Origin of the sequence: Microcoleus sp. A2-C3 (assembly GCF_036706065.1) — a bacterium.
Taxonomy (GTDB): domain Bacteria; phylum Cyanobacteriota; class Cyanobacteriia; order Cyanobacteriales; family Microcoleaceae; genus Microcoleus.
On record NZ_JAUBVX010000036.1, the window covers coordinates 13,067 to 30,880 of the forward strand.

Genomic DNA, 17,814 nt, shown 5'->3' on the forward strand with positions numbered 1-17,814 from the left:
GTTTATCCTTTAATCTCACTAATTAGATTCCGCAGTTTGGCAAATCCATCTTGAATAGATTTATGGCTAGATTCTACTGTTGCACCACCAGACGCTTCTAACTCCTCAATCCGGTTTTTGACCTCGGTTAGAGAAGCATCAAGAAAATTATTGGTACTGTTTAGAAACTCCAAAGATTCTGTCATTGCTTTTTGATTATTTTCGCTGAGATACTTAAGCAGCTTCCCCGGTTGACTGTCGGGATTATCCTGCTCCGTTTGCACGCGCTTCATGTTATCTACATAGCTAGAAAGCCCGCTCGCCTTAAACTGTTTTACGACCGATGTTAGGTCATCTAAATTCTTCCGACCCCGAAATACAGCGGCTTCTCTGGATCGCTCCATTGCCTGTTTTACAACATCAGCAACATCCTTTTTATTGATATCTTCTCCTAATTCAGATACAAGAGAATGATAAACAGCGAGTTGCCGATCGCACTCCTCTTGAATCGATTTTTCTAGCAATTCATCCACAGCTTGACGCGCTTTATCAATTTCGGGAAACTTCTCCCGAACATCTGCCGGAATTTCACATTGAGGCTGCCAAGATTTGCTAACCTGTTTCAAAGATTGCAAAATTTGGACAGTATCAATAATTTGAAATTTCGGAGAGCTACCTTTCGTGCAAGCCGTTCGACTGGTAACAGTTTCTAGTAAAGCTAGGGAGTGTTTTTGTAAAGTACCAAATAGCTTCTTCCAAGTAGCTGAACGATGTTCTAAATCTTTTGGCTCTAGTTTGAGAAACAAAGCATTTATCAAATCTTCAGTAGAATTGGTAGAATGTCCGGCCATTGTGGTGGCGATCGCCAGTAGCTCAACTGCCGCAGGTACAGGGCTCCAGGGTTCCCCAGACTCGCGGGGATACAGGCGAATCTGCTCAACTACATACTGACTCCATCTTTCCAGTTGTTTAGCATAGGTGCGGAAGTAGCGATCGCCCTCTGGGAACTTCCAATGCTTGTAGTGCCTGTATTGCAACATACCTTGAAAGGCGATCGCCGTTTCCCGAAACTCATCTGCATCATCAGGATTCAGAGGAAGAGATAGTTTAACTCCAGAAATCGTCTCCCTCGTCACTTTTGGACTAAAGAAAGTAATATTTCTGCTTTTAAAATATGTCGTATTACTACTAGCAAAAACCCCCTTAATCAGCATTTCCGTGTCCCATTCAATCCGCTCGCCGATAGCCGAATAAATCAAAGGTCGCAGTTCTCCAGCGATATCTTGCGGGAAAATTTCTTGATTGTTCCAGCTATCTAGAATTTGTATTTGTTTAGTCAGCTTTTCTGGAAATTTTTCAGCTTGAATTTGTGAATCAACTTGATAATTACCAACTGAAGAACTAGACTCTTGAACACCCGAAACAGATGATGTTTTTTTTGTTTGCTGAACCTCCCCGCCCAGCCTCGGAATATCAAATGCAGAGTGAACTTCTGGGTGCAAATCGCAAAGATCGTTACTATCCGTCCACAAATCTAAGAGAACCTGGCGGCGATCGCCATTTTGGGGATCTTTGGCTTGAATATCTCCCTGAACCATTGCACTCAGCCGCATCTTACCAAAGTGTTCTCGCACAGAAATAGCAGGAAAATCTCCTCGTTCGATATCAGCAACAGAAGTTTCTAGCGTCCACTTAAGAACATCTTTAATCAAAATCCGAGGGTTGAAATTTCCGGGATTGACTCTGGAAAGCATTTGTTCTAATGCTTCAGGCGTGAAGGGATACAAACCAAAACCGTCTGCTTCTGCAAAACCTGCATGACAAGCTACTTTATGTTCGCATTCATTGCAAGCACTAGCTAAAGATTCTCGATCCGAATCTTCGCGATTGCGAGAGTTAGCCCAATTTTGAATTATTTTATCCTCCAAACGCACGGCGTTGAGATATCTACCGACAAATTTTTTGATATCTGCATAATTCACTAAAGATTGTTCACCAACTGTACCGATGTCAAGATTAACGCTAAAAGTAATTCGCTGTTTTACAGTATCTAACCTCAGACTGTCAAAATAGCCAGTAGTACAAGCTAGCGCCGTTCTGATCGCGCACAAATGTTTGCCTCCTGCTTGTTGAGGTCGCGCTAAAACAGCTTCTAAAACTTCGCGATCGATGCCTTGCAATTTAGCAAAATCTTCAATCAGCAAAACTAACTCGATTCCTTGTGCGGCTAAAGTTTCGCGAACTTCCCCCATCAATCTTTGTAAATCTTCGCGCCCCAAGCTCAAAACCTGAGCTATCGCTTCATCTAAATGTCGGTTCAACCAATCTACAGTTGCCCTTTGAATATCCTCATCGCCGATCAGTAAGCTATAAAATTCCCGCGCAGACTGCCCAGATTTTTGCAAGTTTAAGACATTGAGAGGCAAGTCATTTAGCGAAAAATGCCGCCTTTCTTCCACAGTTTCTACCGTATCTCGCTGTCCGAGAATGTGGATAACTAATTGATGGATAATACCCCCATCCTTTAGCCAGTGTTCTCTAAAAAATGGGTCGTAGAGAAGAGAATCCACAGCACCAACTAGGTAATCTTCCACATCAGAAAGTTTAGTGCGATCGCCCCGACCGTTCGGGCCAACCGCAGCCGCAAGCTGATTCAGAAGTTGTTCCCGCGCTTGCGCTTCAGTTAAGGTGCTAGTGGCTCGATTTAAACGCTGCCGGTATTCATCAAAACTTGCTCCTTCCATCCCTTCTAATATTAAACTGATAATATCTTTGAGATTCGTGCCAATTTTGGGAATCAGCAAAACTCGGCGCTTCTGTGTCGATTCAATATTCGCAGCTAGCCAACGAATCAGGTGAGATTTTCCCGTCCCAGAACTTCCTAAAACTGGCACAAAAGCGAAATCTTGTTCAGCGAGAAAATCTTTCAGAAATTGTTCCTCACTGTAGGAAACTCGCGACGGTGCTTCGATCAGTTCCTGGCGGTACATGGCAATTGGATGGTGAGTTGCCAGAAATATACTATCTGGAGTTTGGGTAGCCTCCACACCCATCACGCGACGAACGCGATCGACATCCCAGCAAACAAATTTTGTAAAAGTCATGGTTCAACCCCTGTCAAAATAATATGAGAAAACCCTGCTTCTTTGTCGCCACTTGGAAAGACGAATAAATTAGCATCTGACTCTCGGATCAGCTTGATGTAACCATCATCCTGAAGGCGGAATAAGGCAAAAGCCGTGCTAGTTGATAAGTGATTTGGTAAGCGAAAACCAATTTTTTCTTCAACTTGGTCTCGAAATTTGCCAGTTTCAAACACCGGGCATTTTTTAGCTAGGCGATCGATAAACTCTCGGATTGAAAGTTTAGCTTTTGCTTCTCCTTGAAATAAATCATTTAAATTTCTTCTGAGATAAGCAGTTGGCTCAGCCACAACAAGTTTTTTGTTTGAATCTGAAGCATGGCCCCAAGCAAACCCTAAATAACACATCCAATCCTCGACTTGACCAGACAGGGTATTGCTGGATATTTTCAAATCTAAAGACTCAGCAACTCCCTGCTCTGCGACAAGCTTTTCTACTTTTTCCCATGTATCGGGAGCATCATAAATATCCTGTGCTAAATACCATGCTATTAACCGACCTAAATCTTCTTCATCTTCGTTATCAGCAAAAAATAGCTGTACCAGCGTATCTGGCAAAAACTTATCGCCTGTCTGAGGATGTCGAAATGCTTCGGGGAGTTCAAGATTTATAGAAATATCCTCATTTTCTTCGATTAATAAACCGCACTTGATACTTTCTCCCAACGCAGCATCAAACATCGGATGTTTGGCACCTTTGTTTCTCCCTTCTGACAATTCATTTGGAGAAAGCAGCCCAGTTAGTTTTTCCCTATTTTCGCGCTGCTTTGGTGCTTGAAGTAAATATCTAAATATTCCTCGCATTCTACTAGGAGTAGCTAAAGCAGTTTTTAAGACGCTCATAAATTAACCTCCCTGTAAAAGTGATTAAACATAAAGTATCTACCTGAAAAAATATCAATTAGCTTGCGGTCAGGGCGGATCGGATCGGGTGTATCTACGGGAAGGAAGATAATCAGGGGAGCATGAGAAGTTCTGTTGAGTGACAGATAGTTGTGAGGGATCTCCTTTCCGGGCGGATGAAAGATTAGGGTGGGAATGCGCGGCATCAGCATGGGTTCGTATTTGTGAAACAAAAATATACAAATATCGGCTATTCGATTTGTTTCTGCAATCAAGATACTCTGAAATTCATCAGCCACCACCAGATTATTAATTCCCTGCTCTATTAACCAGTTAAAAACTTGAGAGCTTTTGAGTTGCCAACTTTGAGCTTCAAGAGACTCATAAAAAACGAGCATTAATTTATCTCCTCCCAGCAATGATTTTAGTGTTTCACCTACAACAAAATTTGGTTTTTGCCATACAGGTAATGGTGCGGGCATAATTCCAGAAAATACTACTTCCCTGTTTTTTCTGCAAACAGGACATCCACCACAAGCGGGAGAAACTATCACCTGTTTTCTAGGTTCTGGGGCTGCACGGGCGGGTATGGTGTAAGCTTCAGCTAAGATTTCGGAAATACAGCGTTTTGGCCGCAAAACCTCGCGCATTAATTGCAGATTTTTATAGCTCCAGTTTTGGCGTTGTTGGCGAATTGGCTCTACTTTATGTTCCCAAGTTTGACGGTTGAGGTGCGATTCATCCCGGATGCGGATGAACCGGGATTCTCTGTGAACTTCCCAAGCTTGGTTATAAGCTGCTTCCGATCTAAAATTTCTTCTTTGCGGCGGTTCGTCAGCATCGATATTGATTAAACCCGATCGACTCATCAGCGTTAAAGTGCGGATGTTCCAAGCCTGATTCTGTTCGCTGTTCATGTCAATATCTTCTGGTTTTAAGGATGGAGGAAGATTCACGGGAACGCGAAACCGACCATCGGGAAGAATTTTTTTATTCAAAAACATACTTTTCCACCGTTCTAAACCCCGATCGATCGTTATGGCAGATTTGTCATTAAGATATTTGGCAATGTCTAAGTCTTCAGTGGTATGTAAGGTGAGCGAGATTGCTGCTTTGCCATCTCGACCTCCTCGACCGACTTCTTGATAAAAGCGATCGATAGTTTCGGGGATGCAAACATGAAGCACGGCTCGAATATCTGACTGATCCACACCCAATCCGAAGGCAGAAGTAGCCACAACTATATCAACTCGTCTCTCGCGCAAGTTTTGGATCAGTTGAGAGCGTTCTTCGGAACTGGATTCCCCGGTCATAATTGCACACCGTTTGAATCCAGCAAACAATAATTCCTGTTGCCATCGCCTGATATCTTTGCGCGTTGTGGCGTAAATAATCAGAGGGCGGGGAAGATGATAAACGGCCTCAATTAATCGCTGTTTCCTGATTTCTTCACTTTGACACCAAGCAAACCAGTAGGATGGTTCAGGTCGCAACTGTACGGCAGATATTACTTGAAAATGGCCGGGTTTTCCGAATAAAATTTCTAGGGTATCTAAACAGGATTCTGTTAAGGTTGCAGTCAGTAATAAAGTTGTAAAAGAAGTTAAACGCAACAAATCTCTTCGCAAGCCTGGGATCTCTTGGAAGGCGGGGCGGAATTCATCGCCCCACTGCTCGACGATATGAGCTTCATCTATTACTAAATACCGTAGCATTTGTAATTTGGCTGCTTCGTAAAGAGCAGGTGCGAGAGACTTCATCAAGCTTTCGGGCGAGGTGAAAACGATTCGCTGAGTGCCGTTGCGAATGCGATCGCGAATTTCCTGCCTTCTCTCTTGTTCTTGCCCGGATTCATCGCCATAATAGGCAGTCGCATGGTTCACAAAATGTCTCAAAGCTCGTTCTTGGTCAATGGCTAGTGCTGTAGTTGGCACTACAACAACTGTTACACCAGCATTTTGCGATCGCAACAAAGCCGGCAGTTGAGCGCAAAGACTTTTACCCGCTCCTGTAGGCAAATTAATCGCCAGTGTCGAATTGTCAGGAGCCGTCAAAACTGCCCGAATTGTTTCACGTTGCCCGACACTCCGATACTTCTTCAATTTCACTAATTGCAGGAACGGATCGCCGTCTACTGGCTCATAATTTCGGCGGATTTTATCATTAAATACGGGTTTGTCTGGGGGATATTTTTGGGAAAAGTCCAGCCAATCTGGCTGCCAAGGATGAGCGCTAATCAGATAATAATCGGCACCTTCGCTCAATATATCGATGCCGCTTTGTTGCCACATTTCGCGATCGGGAAAATTAGCTTTCCGAGGTACTTTTAAAATTGGAGGTATCCCACCTTTTTGCTCATATTCCCGCCGCAGAACCTGACGGATCAGAGCCGCAATATCTCCCATTCCCGGCGCGTAAGAAGTTCCCGCAGCATCCAAAGTTTCCAGCAAGCGCCTGTGACAAGCTTCTGAAAAATGACTTTTATCAGCAGGAATCTTACCTGTTTGGAGAATTTCTCTGAGATATTGAAAAGAATCAGCCATCACTCATTTCCCCCTTCCTGAGATTCTACCGGAGGTCGCCCAGAAACAATGATGAATCCTACAGAATCAAGCTTGATTCCGGGATGGCGAATTCCTTCTAAAATAGCTTGACTTAAGGCAGTTTCTATGTTGAACTCTTCGGCTAGCAAAGAATGCGAAGTTTGTTCGCTTTCAGCCAGTCGGTTGAGGCGCAGCCGGAGTTGGTCTAGTCTATTTCCTAGTTTATGGTCGGCGATTTTGGCGCGTTGTTCGGAGAGTGAGATGAAAAAAGTGCGATCGCGCAACAGTATTTCAGAAGTCTCGCGCGCCTGACTGCACAAATCTGCCCACTTACTCTCATCAACAAACTCATTGAGCACCGATAATCGAGTTTTGGCTAAATTGTAATCTCGCGAGGGACGAGAACTTTTACCCTTGTACGAACCTTGCAGAATCTTCAAAAGAGCTTCATCTTCAACAATGCTCATTGGTTCGTAGCGAGCATCAAGAAAAATTGTCTCTACAATTGGGGGAAATAGCGCATCTGTGCGTCGCTTCAGAGATTTAAATTTACTACTATCCTGCCCCAAATCTGTTAAAACTTGCTGGGCTATTTCCAAATTAGCCTCGACTACATAATTAAAGCGAAAACCGAACCATTCCATCCCTTCTCCAGCATCCCAAGATTCCTCGCACCGCCACATCGCAAAGGCTTGACCTCGGTCATCCCAATGAATATAAGATGCTAGCCCTTCCACAAATCCTTCCCCAATACGGTAGAGATTGACACCAGGATGTTGAGTTGATATTCTCCGATTATAAGTGCCAGATATTTCTCCACAATCAACAAAGTGAGTTCTTAGATCGTGAATTGGAATTAAAGTGCGCGCAGTATGTTGATAATGCTGCACTTTTGCTAAATTCAAATCGTCAATTTGCTTGAATCGTAGCGCTTGACAAATCCAGTCTTCAGTTGCTCGTTTAATTTCTTGATGGCCGGCGTCATAATCATCTAAAGCTTGAAAATACTCGGTAGCATTTTCATCTTGAGCATCAATTTCATCTAAAGCGTTTTGTTCGCTAATTTTCACCTGTTCCTCAGCAATTCCTTGCCTGATTGAGTCAATTTTTTCTAAGAGTCCGCTAGCGCCAGCTTGAAATAGCACGGCTTCAAGTTCTGGAAGTTTTTCATCTACATAAAACTGAAGACTGGCAATTGATTGATCAAAAATGCCGAAACCACTTTTTAATAATTCATACCAAGCACTGTGAGGGCTATCCTCTAGGTCTGCACCTGCAAATACTGTAAACTGAACATTCATCGGACGACCAATGCGATCGATCCTGCCAATCCTTTGTTCTAAACGATTGGGCGACCAGGGAATATCGAAATTAATCATCCAATTTACAAATTGGAAGTTGCGGCCTTCTTCACCAGAGGAATCACAAACCAGGATAAAACATTTTGGGTTGTTTTTGAACCGAGCGAGGTTTTTTTCAACCTGAGAGCGTTCCATCCCTAATTGATGGCTAGCTACAGTTTCTTGACCAAAAGTATCTGATAAGTACCGGAAAATTTCAGTATTTGTTTTAACAAAACTGGTAAAAATGACAATTTTAGGTAAGGTATCTCCAGGTACCGGTCTGCGAAGTCGCTGTTGCAATTGTTCGAGCAATTTATGAAGGTTGCTGCGATAAGATTGGAGTTTGAAACACTCAGATAAATGATAGATTAGAACGATTTTGAGTAATTCGATGCGATCGCCATCTTCTGAAGGTTCTTGAATAATTCGCAGCAAAGATTGCAGGATTTCTGCTTCTCCTGAAAATTTGGGAGTTTCACTCAAAATTCTGGCGCTATCAATCCCAAATTCCTGAATGATGCCAGCATGGGAGATACAACTTAAACGGACTTCAACTACCTGTTGCAAAATTCCCAGCCAAGTACCAGCAGCACGGAATAACAGCATAAAAATGTGCTGATATTTTTGTTCTTTGGGGGCGATAGTGCGCCATTCGTCGATGAGTTCGTGAATTTGGGGCGATCGCTCATCTAATTCATATTCGACTTTTGGTATGATATTGCGATCGAAAATTACATCTTCTACAGAAGCGCGACGGTTGCGGAGCATTCGACGGTGCAAGCGATAGGTGTCGCTGATGTGGGTGCGAATCGATCGCACAATTCGATCGCCCGCAGGTGTTTCTTTAGTCTGCAAGCAAATTTGCAACTGATCTGCGAGGTTTAGCAGATACGGATCTTCAGCAAACAGATTTCGCAGTTGGTTGAGGTTAGTTTTAAGAACAAAAGGATTTGCTCCTTCCTTAAATGAGAGTAAAACTCGACCAATTTGTTGGCGGTTTTGCACCCTCGCACGAAAACCTTCCAAATCGTTAAGTTGATAGGTTATTGGATCTAGCAAGTGCAGCATCGCCAGGAAATCTTGCTCGTGATTGAGAACTGGGGTTGCAGATAATAGGAGTAGGCGATCGCTTTGATGAGCGAGGTGTTTGCAAGTCTCGAAAAGCCCGCGCTTCGCGGAATCTGAAGAGGTAGCCATTGCTGCGACGTGATGCGCTTCATCTAAAATTAAAAAGCCTAAATCGGCATTCGGGCTGATTCGATCGACATTTTCTACTGCAAGCACCTGCACTCGATTGTCCGAGGGAGAAATATAAAATTTATTTTCTAATTCTTGAAGCCATTGTTCCTGCAGGTATTGCGGTACTAATACCACAGCCCGTCCCTGGGGGTAGTCGAGAAGATATTGGCGAAGAATAGCACCAGATTCGATCGTTTTTCCCAGTCCAACTTCATCTGCTAACAGGTAACGTTGAATAGGATCTTCTAGTACGCGCCGGACAACTTCAACTTGATGGGGATAAAGCTCAATATTGGCAGAAATCAGCCCTGTCATGCCGCGACTGACAGCGCGTTGTTGAGTCAGACACTTGACAAAAGCTAAACGTCGATCGTGAAAGTAAGGTGTTTCTTGACCTTTCAGCGCCAGAATTGCGATCGGATCTTCAATGGGGATATTGCAACGCACGCAAACATCTCGTTCAAAGGCGAATTCAGTTTGGCGATCGGGTAAGTCAATCTCGTATCGACAGCTATCTTCATCCCAAGCAAAAATCCGACCAACCCTCCAAGTTTGTTTGCTTTGAGACCAGAAATAGCACCTCGTCTGAGGTTGCAGCCTAACTCGAACCAGCCAACTTAAGGCTAAGGTTCGTTCTATCCGGTTCCCCACCGAACAAAAATACTCAACTAAGGCATCTGAATTAGATATTTTAACAACTTTTCCTATACCGAGGTCATTGTTGCGCGATCGCACCAGAGCACCAAGCTCGATCATAATTCCGGTCTCCTCAGAGCGATCAGTTGCTTTGCAAAAAACTTCGCCAACGCTATAGCACTTGAGTCGATCGATCAAACAATGAATTTTCTTGCGGCTAACCGTAGCAGCAATCGTGCTATTACTTACGTCAACAATTTATACTGTGCCGCTTTTACTGCATTGCTGCATGATTATGTAATAATTATTGACAAACCCAGCAATTATAAACTGATAGTAGCAGAGGGAATGCAGCAATCTCAATAAATGCGGCTCTCCGCGCTTTACCGTATCAAACCGAAATCGAGGCAATATTTGATACCGTAAAAGCCTTTGACATTTTGCACTCTTGTTGCACGGTTTTCGGCTCAATGTCTGAGGTTATGTTTAGAAGCGCACTCGGAATCAAGCAGTCGATCGCAAAAAACCCGGTTTCTGCAACACGGACGCATCCGAGGCCCAGAAACCGGGTTTTTGACCAAAATCAAAATATCTAAACCAGTATTTTCCTAAAAAACCCGGTTTCTAACCATCAGCGTTTAACTTCCGTACAAACAATCTAAGCGTGAGAAGCTGTAGGAGTTTTAGCTTGTGGGTGCTTACCGTCCGGCGAAATAGATTCCCCTTCAATAAACGATCGCAACATCCAAGCCATTTGCTCGTGCTGTTCCATCAAACCAGTCAAAAAGTCTGCGGTTCCGTCATCCTTAAACTCTTCACCACACTGTTCAACGTGCTTGCGGAGATTGCGAATAACCAGTTCGTGATCGTCAACCAAACGCGATACCATCTCACTTGCTAAAGGCAAATCGCCGACGTGTTCCTTAATCGAAGCATACTTAAGAAAACCCTCAGCAGTACCAATTGGGTAGCCGCCTAAAGCTCTCACCCGTTCCGCCATAGCATCGATATTTATTGTTAACGCCTGATAGTGTTCTTCCCACAACTGGTGGAGCGAGCGAAACTGCGGGCCAACTACATCCCAGTGATACTTTTTAGTTTTGATTAACAGCAGATAAGCGTCTGACAGGTCGTGATTCAAAAGTTCGATAACACCTGCACGCTGCTCGTCAGATAGACCTATATTTAACTTACGCATTGAAATTATTTCCTCGATTCTTCTAACTAGACATTTATTAAAACAAATTTTGCCAGCAGTTGACATCAACCCAAAGGACGATCGCACTTTTAGTCAAATATCTGCATTTCAGGTTAAAGTAATCACAATATAGATACCCTTAGATAGATGTCATGCAGCTTTTTGTTCCTGGCCGCCTTTGTCTGTTTGGCGAACACAGCGATTGGGCAGCCGCTTATCGCCCCCTCAATCCCGCTATAGCAAAAGGCTGCACTCTGATAGCCAGTACAAATCAAGGAATTTATGCTGAAGTTAAGCCGCATCCCACACACTTGATTTTGCGGGCTGCTTTAAATGACGGCACCAAAATAGAAGCTGCACTCCCGATGGAAAAAAATTGTCTGCTTGCTGAAGCACAAACAGGAACTTTTTTCAGTTATGCAGCAGGTGTTGCGGCTCAATTTCTCACCTACCACCGCGTGGGAGGAGTAGAGATTGACAATTATTTAACAGATTTACCAATTCAGAAAGGCTTGTCTTCCAGCGCCGCAATTTGTGTGTTAGTAGCCCGCGCTTTCAACCGCTTATACGATTTAAAAATGAACGTGCGCGACGAAATGGAAATCGCTTATTTAGGCGAGACTGCAACACCTTCGCGCTGCGGCCGCATGGATCAGGGTTGTGCCTATGGAAATCGCCCGATCATGATGATTTTTGACGGCGCTACAATGGATGTTGTTGAGTTAACAGTTGCCAAAGATTTGTTTTTGGTTATCGTAGATTTGGGCGCCAGCAAAAACACTCAAGAAATCCTGGCAAGTCTCAATCTAGCTTATCCCTTTGCTGCGAATGAAGTTGCAGCAAACGTGCAGCAATATCTCGGTGCGATTAGTTCGAGAATTACGCAAGATGCAGCCGCAGCTTTACAGCAGGGAGATGCAGTTAAACTCGGTGAGTTGATGAAAGTTGCCCAGAGCAAATTTGACCAGCATTTAATCCCCGCTTGTCCGGGACAGTTAACTGCTTCTGTTTTGCACGAACTTTTGAACTATCCACCGATTCAGCCTTATATCTTGGGCGGGAAGGGAGTAGGTTCTCAAGGAGACGGCACGGCGCAGTTTATAGTTAAAGATGCAGAAAGTCAACAGCAGGTGATCGAGATGATTGCACGGGATTTTCCTCAGATGAATTGTGTGAAACTGAAAATCAGTTGAAAAAAAAACAATTTAGGGAATCTTCAAATTCTTCAATCTAAAATCTAAAATCCTATGACAATCCGTTCTCAGTACAAAGTCCGCAAAGCGGTGATTCCGGCAGCCGGTTTTGGCACTCGGATGTTTCCGGCTACTAAGGCTGTGAAGAAGGAATTCTTTCCAATTATCGATCGCGACGGTCGCGCCAAACCGATAATTTTGGCAATTGTGGAAGAAGCTTTGAGCGCCGGAATCGAAGAAGTTGGTATAGTTGTGCAAAATGGCGATCGCACTTTTTTTGAAGATTTCTTTAAAACTGGGCCGTCTCCTGAACTTTTCCAAAAACTGTCTCAGCAAAATCAGGACTATAGCAAATATTTACAAGAGTTGGGGCAGCGCGTTACAATTCTTACTCAAGATGTTCAGGAAGGGTTCGGACACGCGGTATTTTGTGCTCAGGAATGGACGAACAATGAGCCATTTCTTCTGCTTTTGGGCGACCATATTTACTTGTCGGACACTGCAAACTCTTGCGCGCGCCAGCTATTGGATATTTACTCGCAAGTGCAGCAAAGCGTAATTGGTTTGAGGGTGACACAGGCTGAGGTAATTCATCACTACGGCTGTGCCGCGGGTGTTTGGCAGGCACAAGATGCTATTTTGTCGGTGACGCAAGTTTACGAAAAGCCGGATATCGAGTATGCGCGGCAGCACTTAAGCGTAGAAGGTATGGCGGAGGATTTATTTTTGTCATTTTTTGGAATGTATGTGCTTGAGCCTAAAATTTTTGATTATTTGGCTGAACATATTAATGTCAATTTTCGAGAAAGAGGCGAATTCCAGTTAACTTCGTGTTTGGATAAATTGCGGGAGTTCGAGGGAATGGCTGGTTATGTGGTGCAAGGGCGGTGTTTTGACACCGGATTGCCGGATATTTACCGACAGACGCTGATTGATTTTGCCATATCTGGTGGGGCGATCGGCTAATATGGCTGCGCCCTTGCCTGTACCCTATTTGTAGTGAGGACTTCAGTCCTCATACAACGAATAACAGCAATTCACCAGCAGCGCCCCCTGAACAAATCCACAAACCAACTATATATATATAAGTCGATCGACTTTGACGCTACCACACATCAGCTATAACCCTTGGTTTTCCGTTGTTAACCGCCCAAAATTCCCGTTTATTGTAACAAAATATTACAAAATGACGCTAAAACAGCATAGAGTCTTGACAGTAAGAAAGTAAGCCGCTATTCTGATAAACATACCCGGGTAAGTCAATTCACAGTCCTATGCAAGAAAAGCAAAAAGTTACATTGTATCTTCCACCAGAACTGCATCGCCAGCTCAAAATCCGAGCCGCAGTCGAAGCTGAACCGATGTCATCAATTGCAGAAAGGGCAATTTTCTTTTACCTAGGAAACCCCGAACTGGTTGACGAAGTAGAAGCATCCTACGGACAAACCCATCGGGTATACACTTGTCCAGAATGCACGGGTTCTGTCGTAATGCGAGATGGAGAACTGGCATCCGTAACAAGTCAGCCGAGCGTATTGGCTGAGCAGGATCTTCCAGTAAAGCAGGTGTCAGGCATCAGCGCCAGCACAGCCCAAGCGGGAGAGGAAGAATTGGTTCCCTGCTAAGAATGCCTTGCTTCCCCAAAAACCGAGAACTGAAAATTTCAGCATTGGGCTAAAGGCAGCATTGAGATTCAGCAAAGATAGCACCGTCTCTAGTGGGTCGAGGAATATGCAAGAAGAGATCAGTATCCTAATCCAAGCTCAATATCCTCTGATCTACCTCGTGACATCCGAGGAAGAGCGGTGTGAGCAAGCAATTTCGACAATAGCTCAAGCAAAACCACAGCGACGAGTATTTATCTGGACTGTAACTCACGGCATTGTGGAGTACGGTCAACCGCGCACCACTACCCAGCACAACACCGTCTCCCCAGAGGCAGCCATTGAATGGGTGATCAGGCAGCGAGAACCAAACAGCAACGCTAGCATCTACATTTTCAAAGATTTACATCCTTTTATCGATTCTCCTCCGGTAACGCGGTGGTTGCGCGATGCGATCGCCAACTTCAAAGGAACGCAAAAGACAATTATACTGATGTCTCCTTTGCAGCAAATTCCGATCGAGCTAGAAAAAGAAGTAGTGGTATTAGACTTCGCGCTCCCAGACATGAAGGAACTAAACCAAGTATTGTCTAGCCAGTTGGAGCAAACAAAATCGAAACGCATTACCACAGAAGCGCGAGAAAAACTTTTAAAAGCAGCCTTGGGATTGACTAAGGACGAAGCTGAAAAAGTTTATCGCAAAGCCCAAGTTTGCACGGGGCGCTTAACCGAAGAAGAAGTAGACATCGTTCTGTCGGAGAAAAAGCAGCTAATTCGGCGCAACGGCATTCTAGAGTTCATCGAAGAAGACGAAACCCTGGATGCAGTCGGCGGTTTAGAAGAGCTGAAACGATGGCTCAGACAGCGTTCCAACGCCTTTACAGAACGGGCGAGAGAATACGGTCTGCCTCAACCAAAAGGGATGTTAATTCTCGGCGTACCGGGATGCGGAAAATCGCTGATTGCCAAGACTACCTCCCGCCTTTGGGGATTGCCCCTGCTGCGGCTAGATATGGGTAGAGTCTACGATGGCTCGATGGTAGGTCGATCGGAAGCCAACCTCCGCAACGCCCTAAAAACCGCAGAATCCATCTCCCCAGCCATCCTTTTCATCGACGAACTAGACAAAGCCTTTGCCGGAGGCACTGGTTCGGCAGACTCAGACGGAGGCACATCCAGCCGAATTTTCGGTTCCTTCCTCACTTGGATGCAAGAAAAGACTTCCCCAGTCTTCGTAATGGCAACAGCCAACCGAATCGAGCGGTTGCCGGGGGAATTCTTGAGGAAAGGTCGATTCGACGAACTCTTCTTTGTTGACCTGCCAACTAAAGAAGAACGCCAAGATATATTCAAAATTCACCTGTCAAAACGGCGTCGGGAAATTACTCGCTTCGATTTAGAGCAACTTTCCAATGTTTCCGACGGCTTTTCAGGAGCAGAAATTGAGCAAGGGCTGGTAGCAGCCATGTACGAGGCCTTCGCTCAAGATAGAGAGTTTACGCAGTTAGATATCATCGCGGCCATTAAATCTACATTGCCACTGTCTAAAACCATGACCGAACAGGTCAGCGCCCTCCGAGATTGGGCGAGACAGCGCGCACGGCCCGCTGCGTCTTCCGTCGCTGAATACCAGCGAATGGAATTCTAAAAGCTTTCTCCTGGTCCAAACAGGAGCAAAGGCTAGCAACAGCTAGCAGTTCGATTGAAAAGCCGCCCAGCGGCACCGTTAAATCCAGACCGTTGTTGTTTCTCTCTCAGTTTTATTAGGAGGAAATCCAATGTCTCACTTTAGCACTCTGCGTACCAAAATCACTGATGCCGAAATCCTGAAAGCTTCCCTGCGCGACTTGGGCATTTCAGTCAAGTCCGAAGCTGATGTTCGCGGCTATAACGGCCAGCGCGTTCGCTCCGACATCGTGGCGATTCTGGAAGGCGAATATGACCTGGGTTGGTCTCGCAATAGCGACGGTTCCTTTGATCTGATTGCAGACCTCTGGGGCGTCGCCAAAAAGCACAATCAAACTGAGTTAATCAACTCCATCAACCAGAAGTACGCAGTTAACAAAACCTTGGCAGCCGTCAAGCAGCGTGGTTTGCAAAATGCCAACGTTAAGCTGGTAGTGCAAAACTAATTGATCTGCGCGTTTCTAAGCTTGCGGGTTAACCACATACGGGTTAACCCGTTTTTTGCTAGCTAGGATGTAGAGTGGGCTTTTTTGCCCGCCACATTTTTTAGCACCCCTAAGCAGCAGCTTTCAACCGGAGAGCTGCTGCTTTAGCTCGACAGACGGGAATCCCCACAGGGCGAGTGGTACTCCACTTACTGTGGGATGAAAGGCGAGCAAGATGAGGATTCCACCCGCCGGAGGGCCTTCCAAGCGCAGAAGAATGGGAGTGGGCGGGTGGATGAGGAGATGAGAGGCCGAGGGCTAAAGCTTTATCCAGTAAGGGTTTGAGTGCTAGAATTATAGTTATTGGGCAGCCGAAAATGCTACCAATATACTCAACCTTGACAACTGAAGATAGGGGGTTTCTTGGGGAAGTGACACATTTAATTGTGGCAGCAAGAGCTGCGAGTAAAATTTTCAAGGCACGAAGGTGCACTTAATTTCATGTTTGAAACCAAGAGTGGGGCGGGACGTGTCCCTCACTATAAAATGCCGTAGAGGGGAAACAATGCTCGTATACCTAGAAGGAAGATCTGGATATCCTTAACAGGACTCAGATGCCTACACCATAAAGCTTGCGGTTGGTGTAGGAGCGTCACTGCCTGAATACTAATTCTTCTGGCAAGTGTCGATGGTTTGTTGATAAATTTCAATCATGCGATCGACTTTGCGTTGCCAGTCAAAATGCTCCCGAACCCGCTCCCATCCCGCCCTACCCATACTCTGTCGCAATTCTGGTGACTGAGCGAGCTTCAGCATCGCATCAGTCAGTCCCTTGACAAAGCCTTCTTGAGAAGCTGGTTCTACTAAAATACCGCAAGTGGAATTCAGATAATCCGCTGGCCCACCCCAGTTCGTTGCTATGACGGGCAAGCCCAGTGCCATTGCCTCCATCACCACCGCCCCCCCAGGCTCCCGCAAACTCGGAAACACCATTGTATCAGCTTGTTTCATTTTGAGAGCGCACTGCTCCTGAGAGAGCCAGCCGCTGAATACAACGCTGCTGTCGATGCCTAAACGAGCTGTTTGAGCTTCGAGTTCCCCTCGCATATCCCCATCGCCGATGATTTCCAAGACTGCATCAGTTTGAGCGGCGACGGTGGCAAAGGCTTCCAGCAGCAAGTCTACACCTTTCCAGTCGGCCAGACGCCCCAAAAAAACAAAATGAACTTGTTTATTTGGCTCCTTTGATGCGGTAGAGTCCGATCGCCACACCGAGAAATCCACGCCGTTTTCCACAAGTTCAATGATTTTACCCTGCACCCCAGTCGGAAGTGCTTGCTTCGTGCGATCGTTTGCCACTAACATGGTCTCGGCTTTGATTTTACCGGGCAAAAGACGATTGCAGAAATCCACGCACTGGTGACCGATCGCGATTAAAATATCGACTGAACGGTTTTGGCGCGATCGAAATGCCAGAGGAAATTTAACCGACGTGTTCATCGGCCCCATGACTACCGGCACCCCCAATCCGAACATCAACGAAGGAATTGTTGCCGAGACTGGTGTTGGCTCGTGTACAACATCAATCTGGTGTTCGCTCACCAGCCGCCGCACAATGCGACGCTGTAGCACTTGGGTGTACAGGTGACTCAGCAGCCCAAAAGTAAATTCATTCACTCTTGCTGGGATAAATCGCCCGCAATTGTTAAGCAGCCGATGCAGCCAAGTGTCAGGTACAAAGTGCATTCGATCGCGATCTTCGGGAAATAGCGCTTCGAGTTCAGTCTGGGTGCGTGCGTGAACTACTAACCACGTCTCTATTTGGCGCGATCGAAGTATCCGGAAGTAGTTCACCGGCAGCAATGACTCGCCACCGAATTGACTTGAGGCATTTTGAGCAACAATTACTATTCGCATAACTTGTTTTTATTTCCACTAAATTAATAGACAATTTAAACTTAGAAGCTGCTTTTTGGCAATTCA

General features: G+C 45.2%; 13 protein-coding genes. 6 read left to right on the forward strand and 7 right to left on the reverse strand.

From position 1 onward, the window contains the following. Positions 1 to 2: 2 nt before the first annotated feature. The 4 genes from dpdH to dpdE are packed head-to-tail and all read right to left on the reverse strand — an operon-like array spanning position 3 to position 9,845. Positions 3 to 3,083: a protein DpdH gene (gene dpdH / locus QUB66_RS19565; RefSeq protein WP_332969381.1), complete on the reverse strand. Its 3,081-nt coding sequence runs from the start codon at positions 3,081 to 3,083 to the stop codon at positions 3 to 5. Next, entirely contained in the window at positions 3,080 to 3,964 is an 885-nt protein-coding gene (gene dpdG / locus QUB66_RS19570; RefSeq protein ID WP_332969383.1) for a protein DpdG, read from the reverse strand. The genes dpdH and dpdG overlap by 4 nt, the downstream gene beginning before the upstream one ends. Next, positions 3,961 to 6,507: a protein DpdF gene (gene dpdF / locus QUB66_RS19575; protein WP_332969385.1), complete on the reverse strand. Its 2,547-nt coding sequence runs from the start codon at positions 6,505 to 6,507 to the stop codon at positions 3,961 to 3,963. Before dpdF ends, dpdG begins: the two co-directional genes overlap by 4 nt. After that, a complete protein-coding gene (gene dpdE / locus QUB66_RS19580) occupies positions 6,507 to 9,845 on the reverse strand; it encodes a protein DpdE (RefSeq protein WP_332969386.1) in 3,339 nt (1,112 codons plus the stop codon). Before dpdE ends, dpdF begins: the two co-directional genes overlap by 1 nt. A gap of 81 nt (positions 9,846 to 9,926) precedes the next feature. Here dpdE and QUB66_RS19585 point away from each other — a divergent pair, with 81 nt between their 5' ends. Then, complete coding sequence (locus tag QUB66_RS19585) at positions 9,927 to 10,091, forward strand: hypothetical protein (RefSeq protein WP_332969388.1); 165 nt, start codon at positions 9,927 to 9,929, stop codon at positions 10,089 to 10,091. 292 nt (positions 10,092 to 10,383) lie between these two features. Here the strand turns inward: QUB66_RS19585 and QUB66_RS19590 are convergent, their stop codons facing one another. After that, a complete protein-coding gene (locus QUB66_RS19590) occupies positions 10,384 to 10,923 on the reverse strand; it encodes a Dps family protein (RefSeq protein ID WP_332969389.1) in 540 nt (179 codons plus the stop codon). 152 nt (positions 10,924 to 11,075) lie between these two features. On the opposite strand from QUB66_RS19590, the gene QUB66_RS19595 reads away from it, so the two are divergent. The 5 genes from QUB66_RS19595 (at position 11,076) to QUB66_RS19615 (ending at position 15,852) form a co-directional block, all read left to right on the forward strand. Then, positions 11,076 to 12,116 carry a mevalonate kinase family protein gene (locus QUB66_RS19595; RefSeq protein WP_332969390.1) on the forward strand — a complete coding sequence of 347 codons (1,041 nt, stop codon included), beginning with the start codon at positions 11,076 to 11,078 and terminating at the stop codon, positions 12,114 to 12,116. 54 nt (positions 12,117 to 12,170) lie between these two features. Then, positions 12,171 to 13,082 carry a UTP--glucose-1-phosphate uridylyltransferase gene (locus QUB66_RS19600; RefSeq protein WP_332969392.1) on the forward strand — a complete coding sequence of 304 codons (912 nt, stop codon included), beginning with the start codon at positions 12,171 to 12,173 and terminating at the stop codon, positions 13,080 to 13,082. 308 nt (positions 13,083 to 13,390) lie between these two features. Then, positions 13,391 to 13,741: a hypothetical protein gene (locus QUB66_RS19605; RefSeq protein WP_265239768.1), complete on the forward strand. Its 351-nt coding sequence runs from the start codon at positions 13,391 to 13,393 to the stop codon at positions 13,739 to 13,741. 106 nt (positions 13,742 to 13,847) lie between these two features. Then, a complete protein-coding gene (gene ycf46, locus QUB66_RS19610; protein WP_265239767.1) occupies positions 13,848 to 15,368 on the forward strand; it encodes a stress-responsive protein Ycf46 in 1,521 nt (506 codons plus the stop codon). A 130-nt stretch (positions 15,369 to 15,498) separates the two neighbouring features. Next, positions 15,499 to 15,852 carry a DUF1257 domain-containing protein gene (locus QUB66_RS19615; protein WP_006635781.1) on the forward strand — a complete coding sequence of 118 codons (354 nt, stop codon included), beginning with the start codon at positions 15,499 to 15,501 and terminating at the stop codon, positions 15,850 to 15,852. A 109-nt stretch (positions 15,853 to 15,961) separates the two neighbouring features. On the opposite strand, the gene QUB66_RS19620 is transcribed toward QUB66_RS19615, so the two are convergent. Both QUB66_RS19620 and QUB66_RS19625 read right to left on the reverse strand, forming a co-directional pair. After that, positions 15,962 to 16,309, reverse strand: coding sequence for a hypothetical protein (locus QUB66_RS19620; protein WP_332971262.1), 348 nt, complete (start codon positions 16,307 to 16,309; stop codon positions 15,962 to 15,964). A gap of 188 nt (positions 16,310 to 16,497) precedes the next feature. Beyond that, complete coding sequence (locus tag QUB66_RS19625; protein ID WP_265239764.1) at positions 16,498 to 17,748, reverse strand: glycosyltransferase family 4 protein; 1,251 nt, start codon at positions 17,746 to 17,748, stop codon at positions 16,498 to 16,500. Between the last annotated feature and the right edge of the window lie 66 nt (positions 17,749 to 17,814).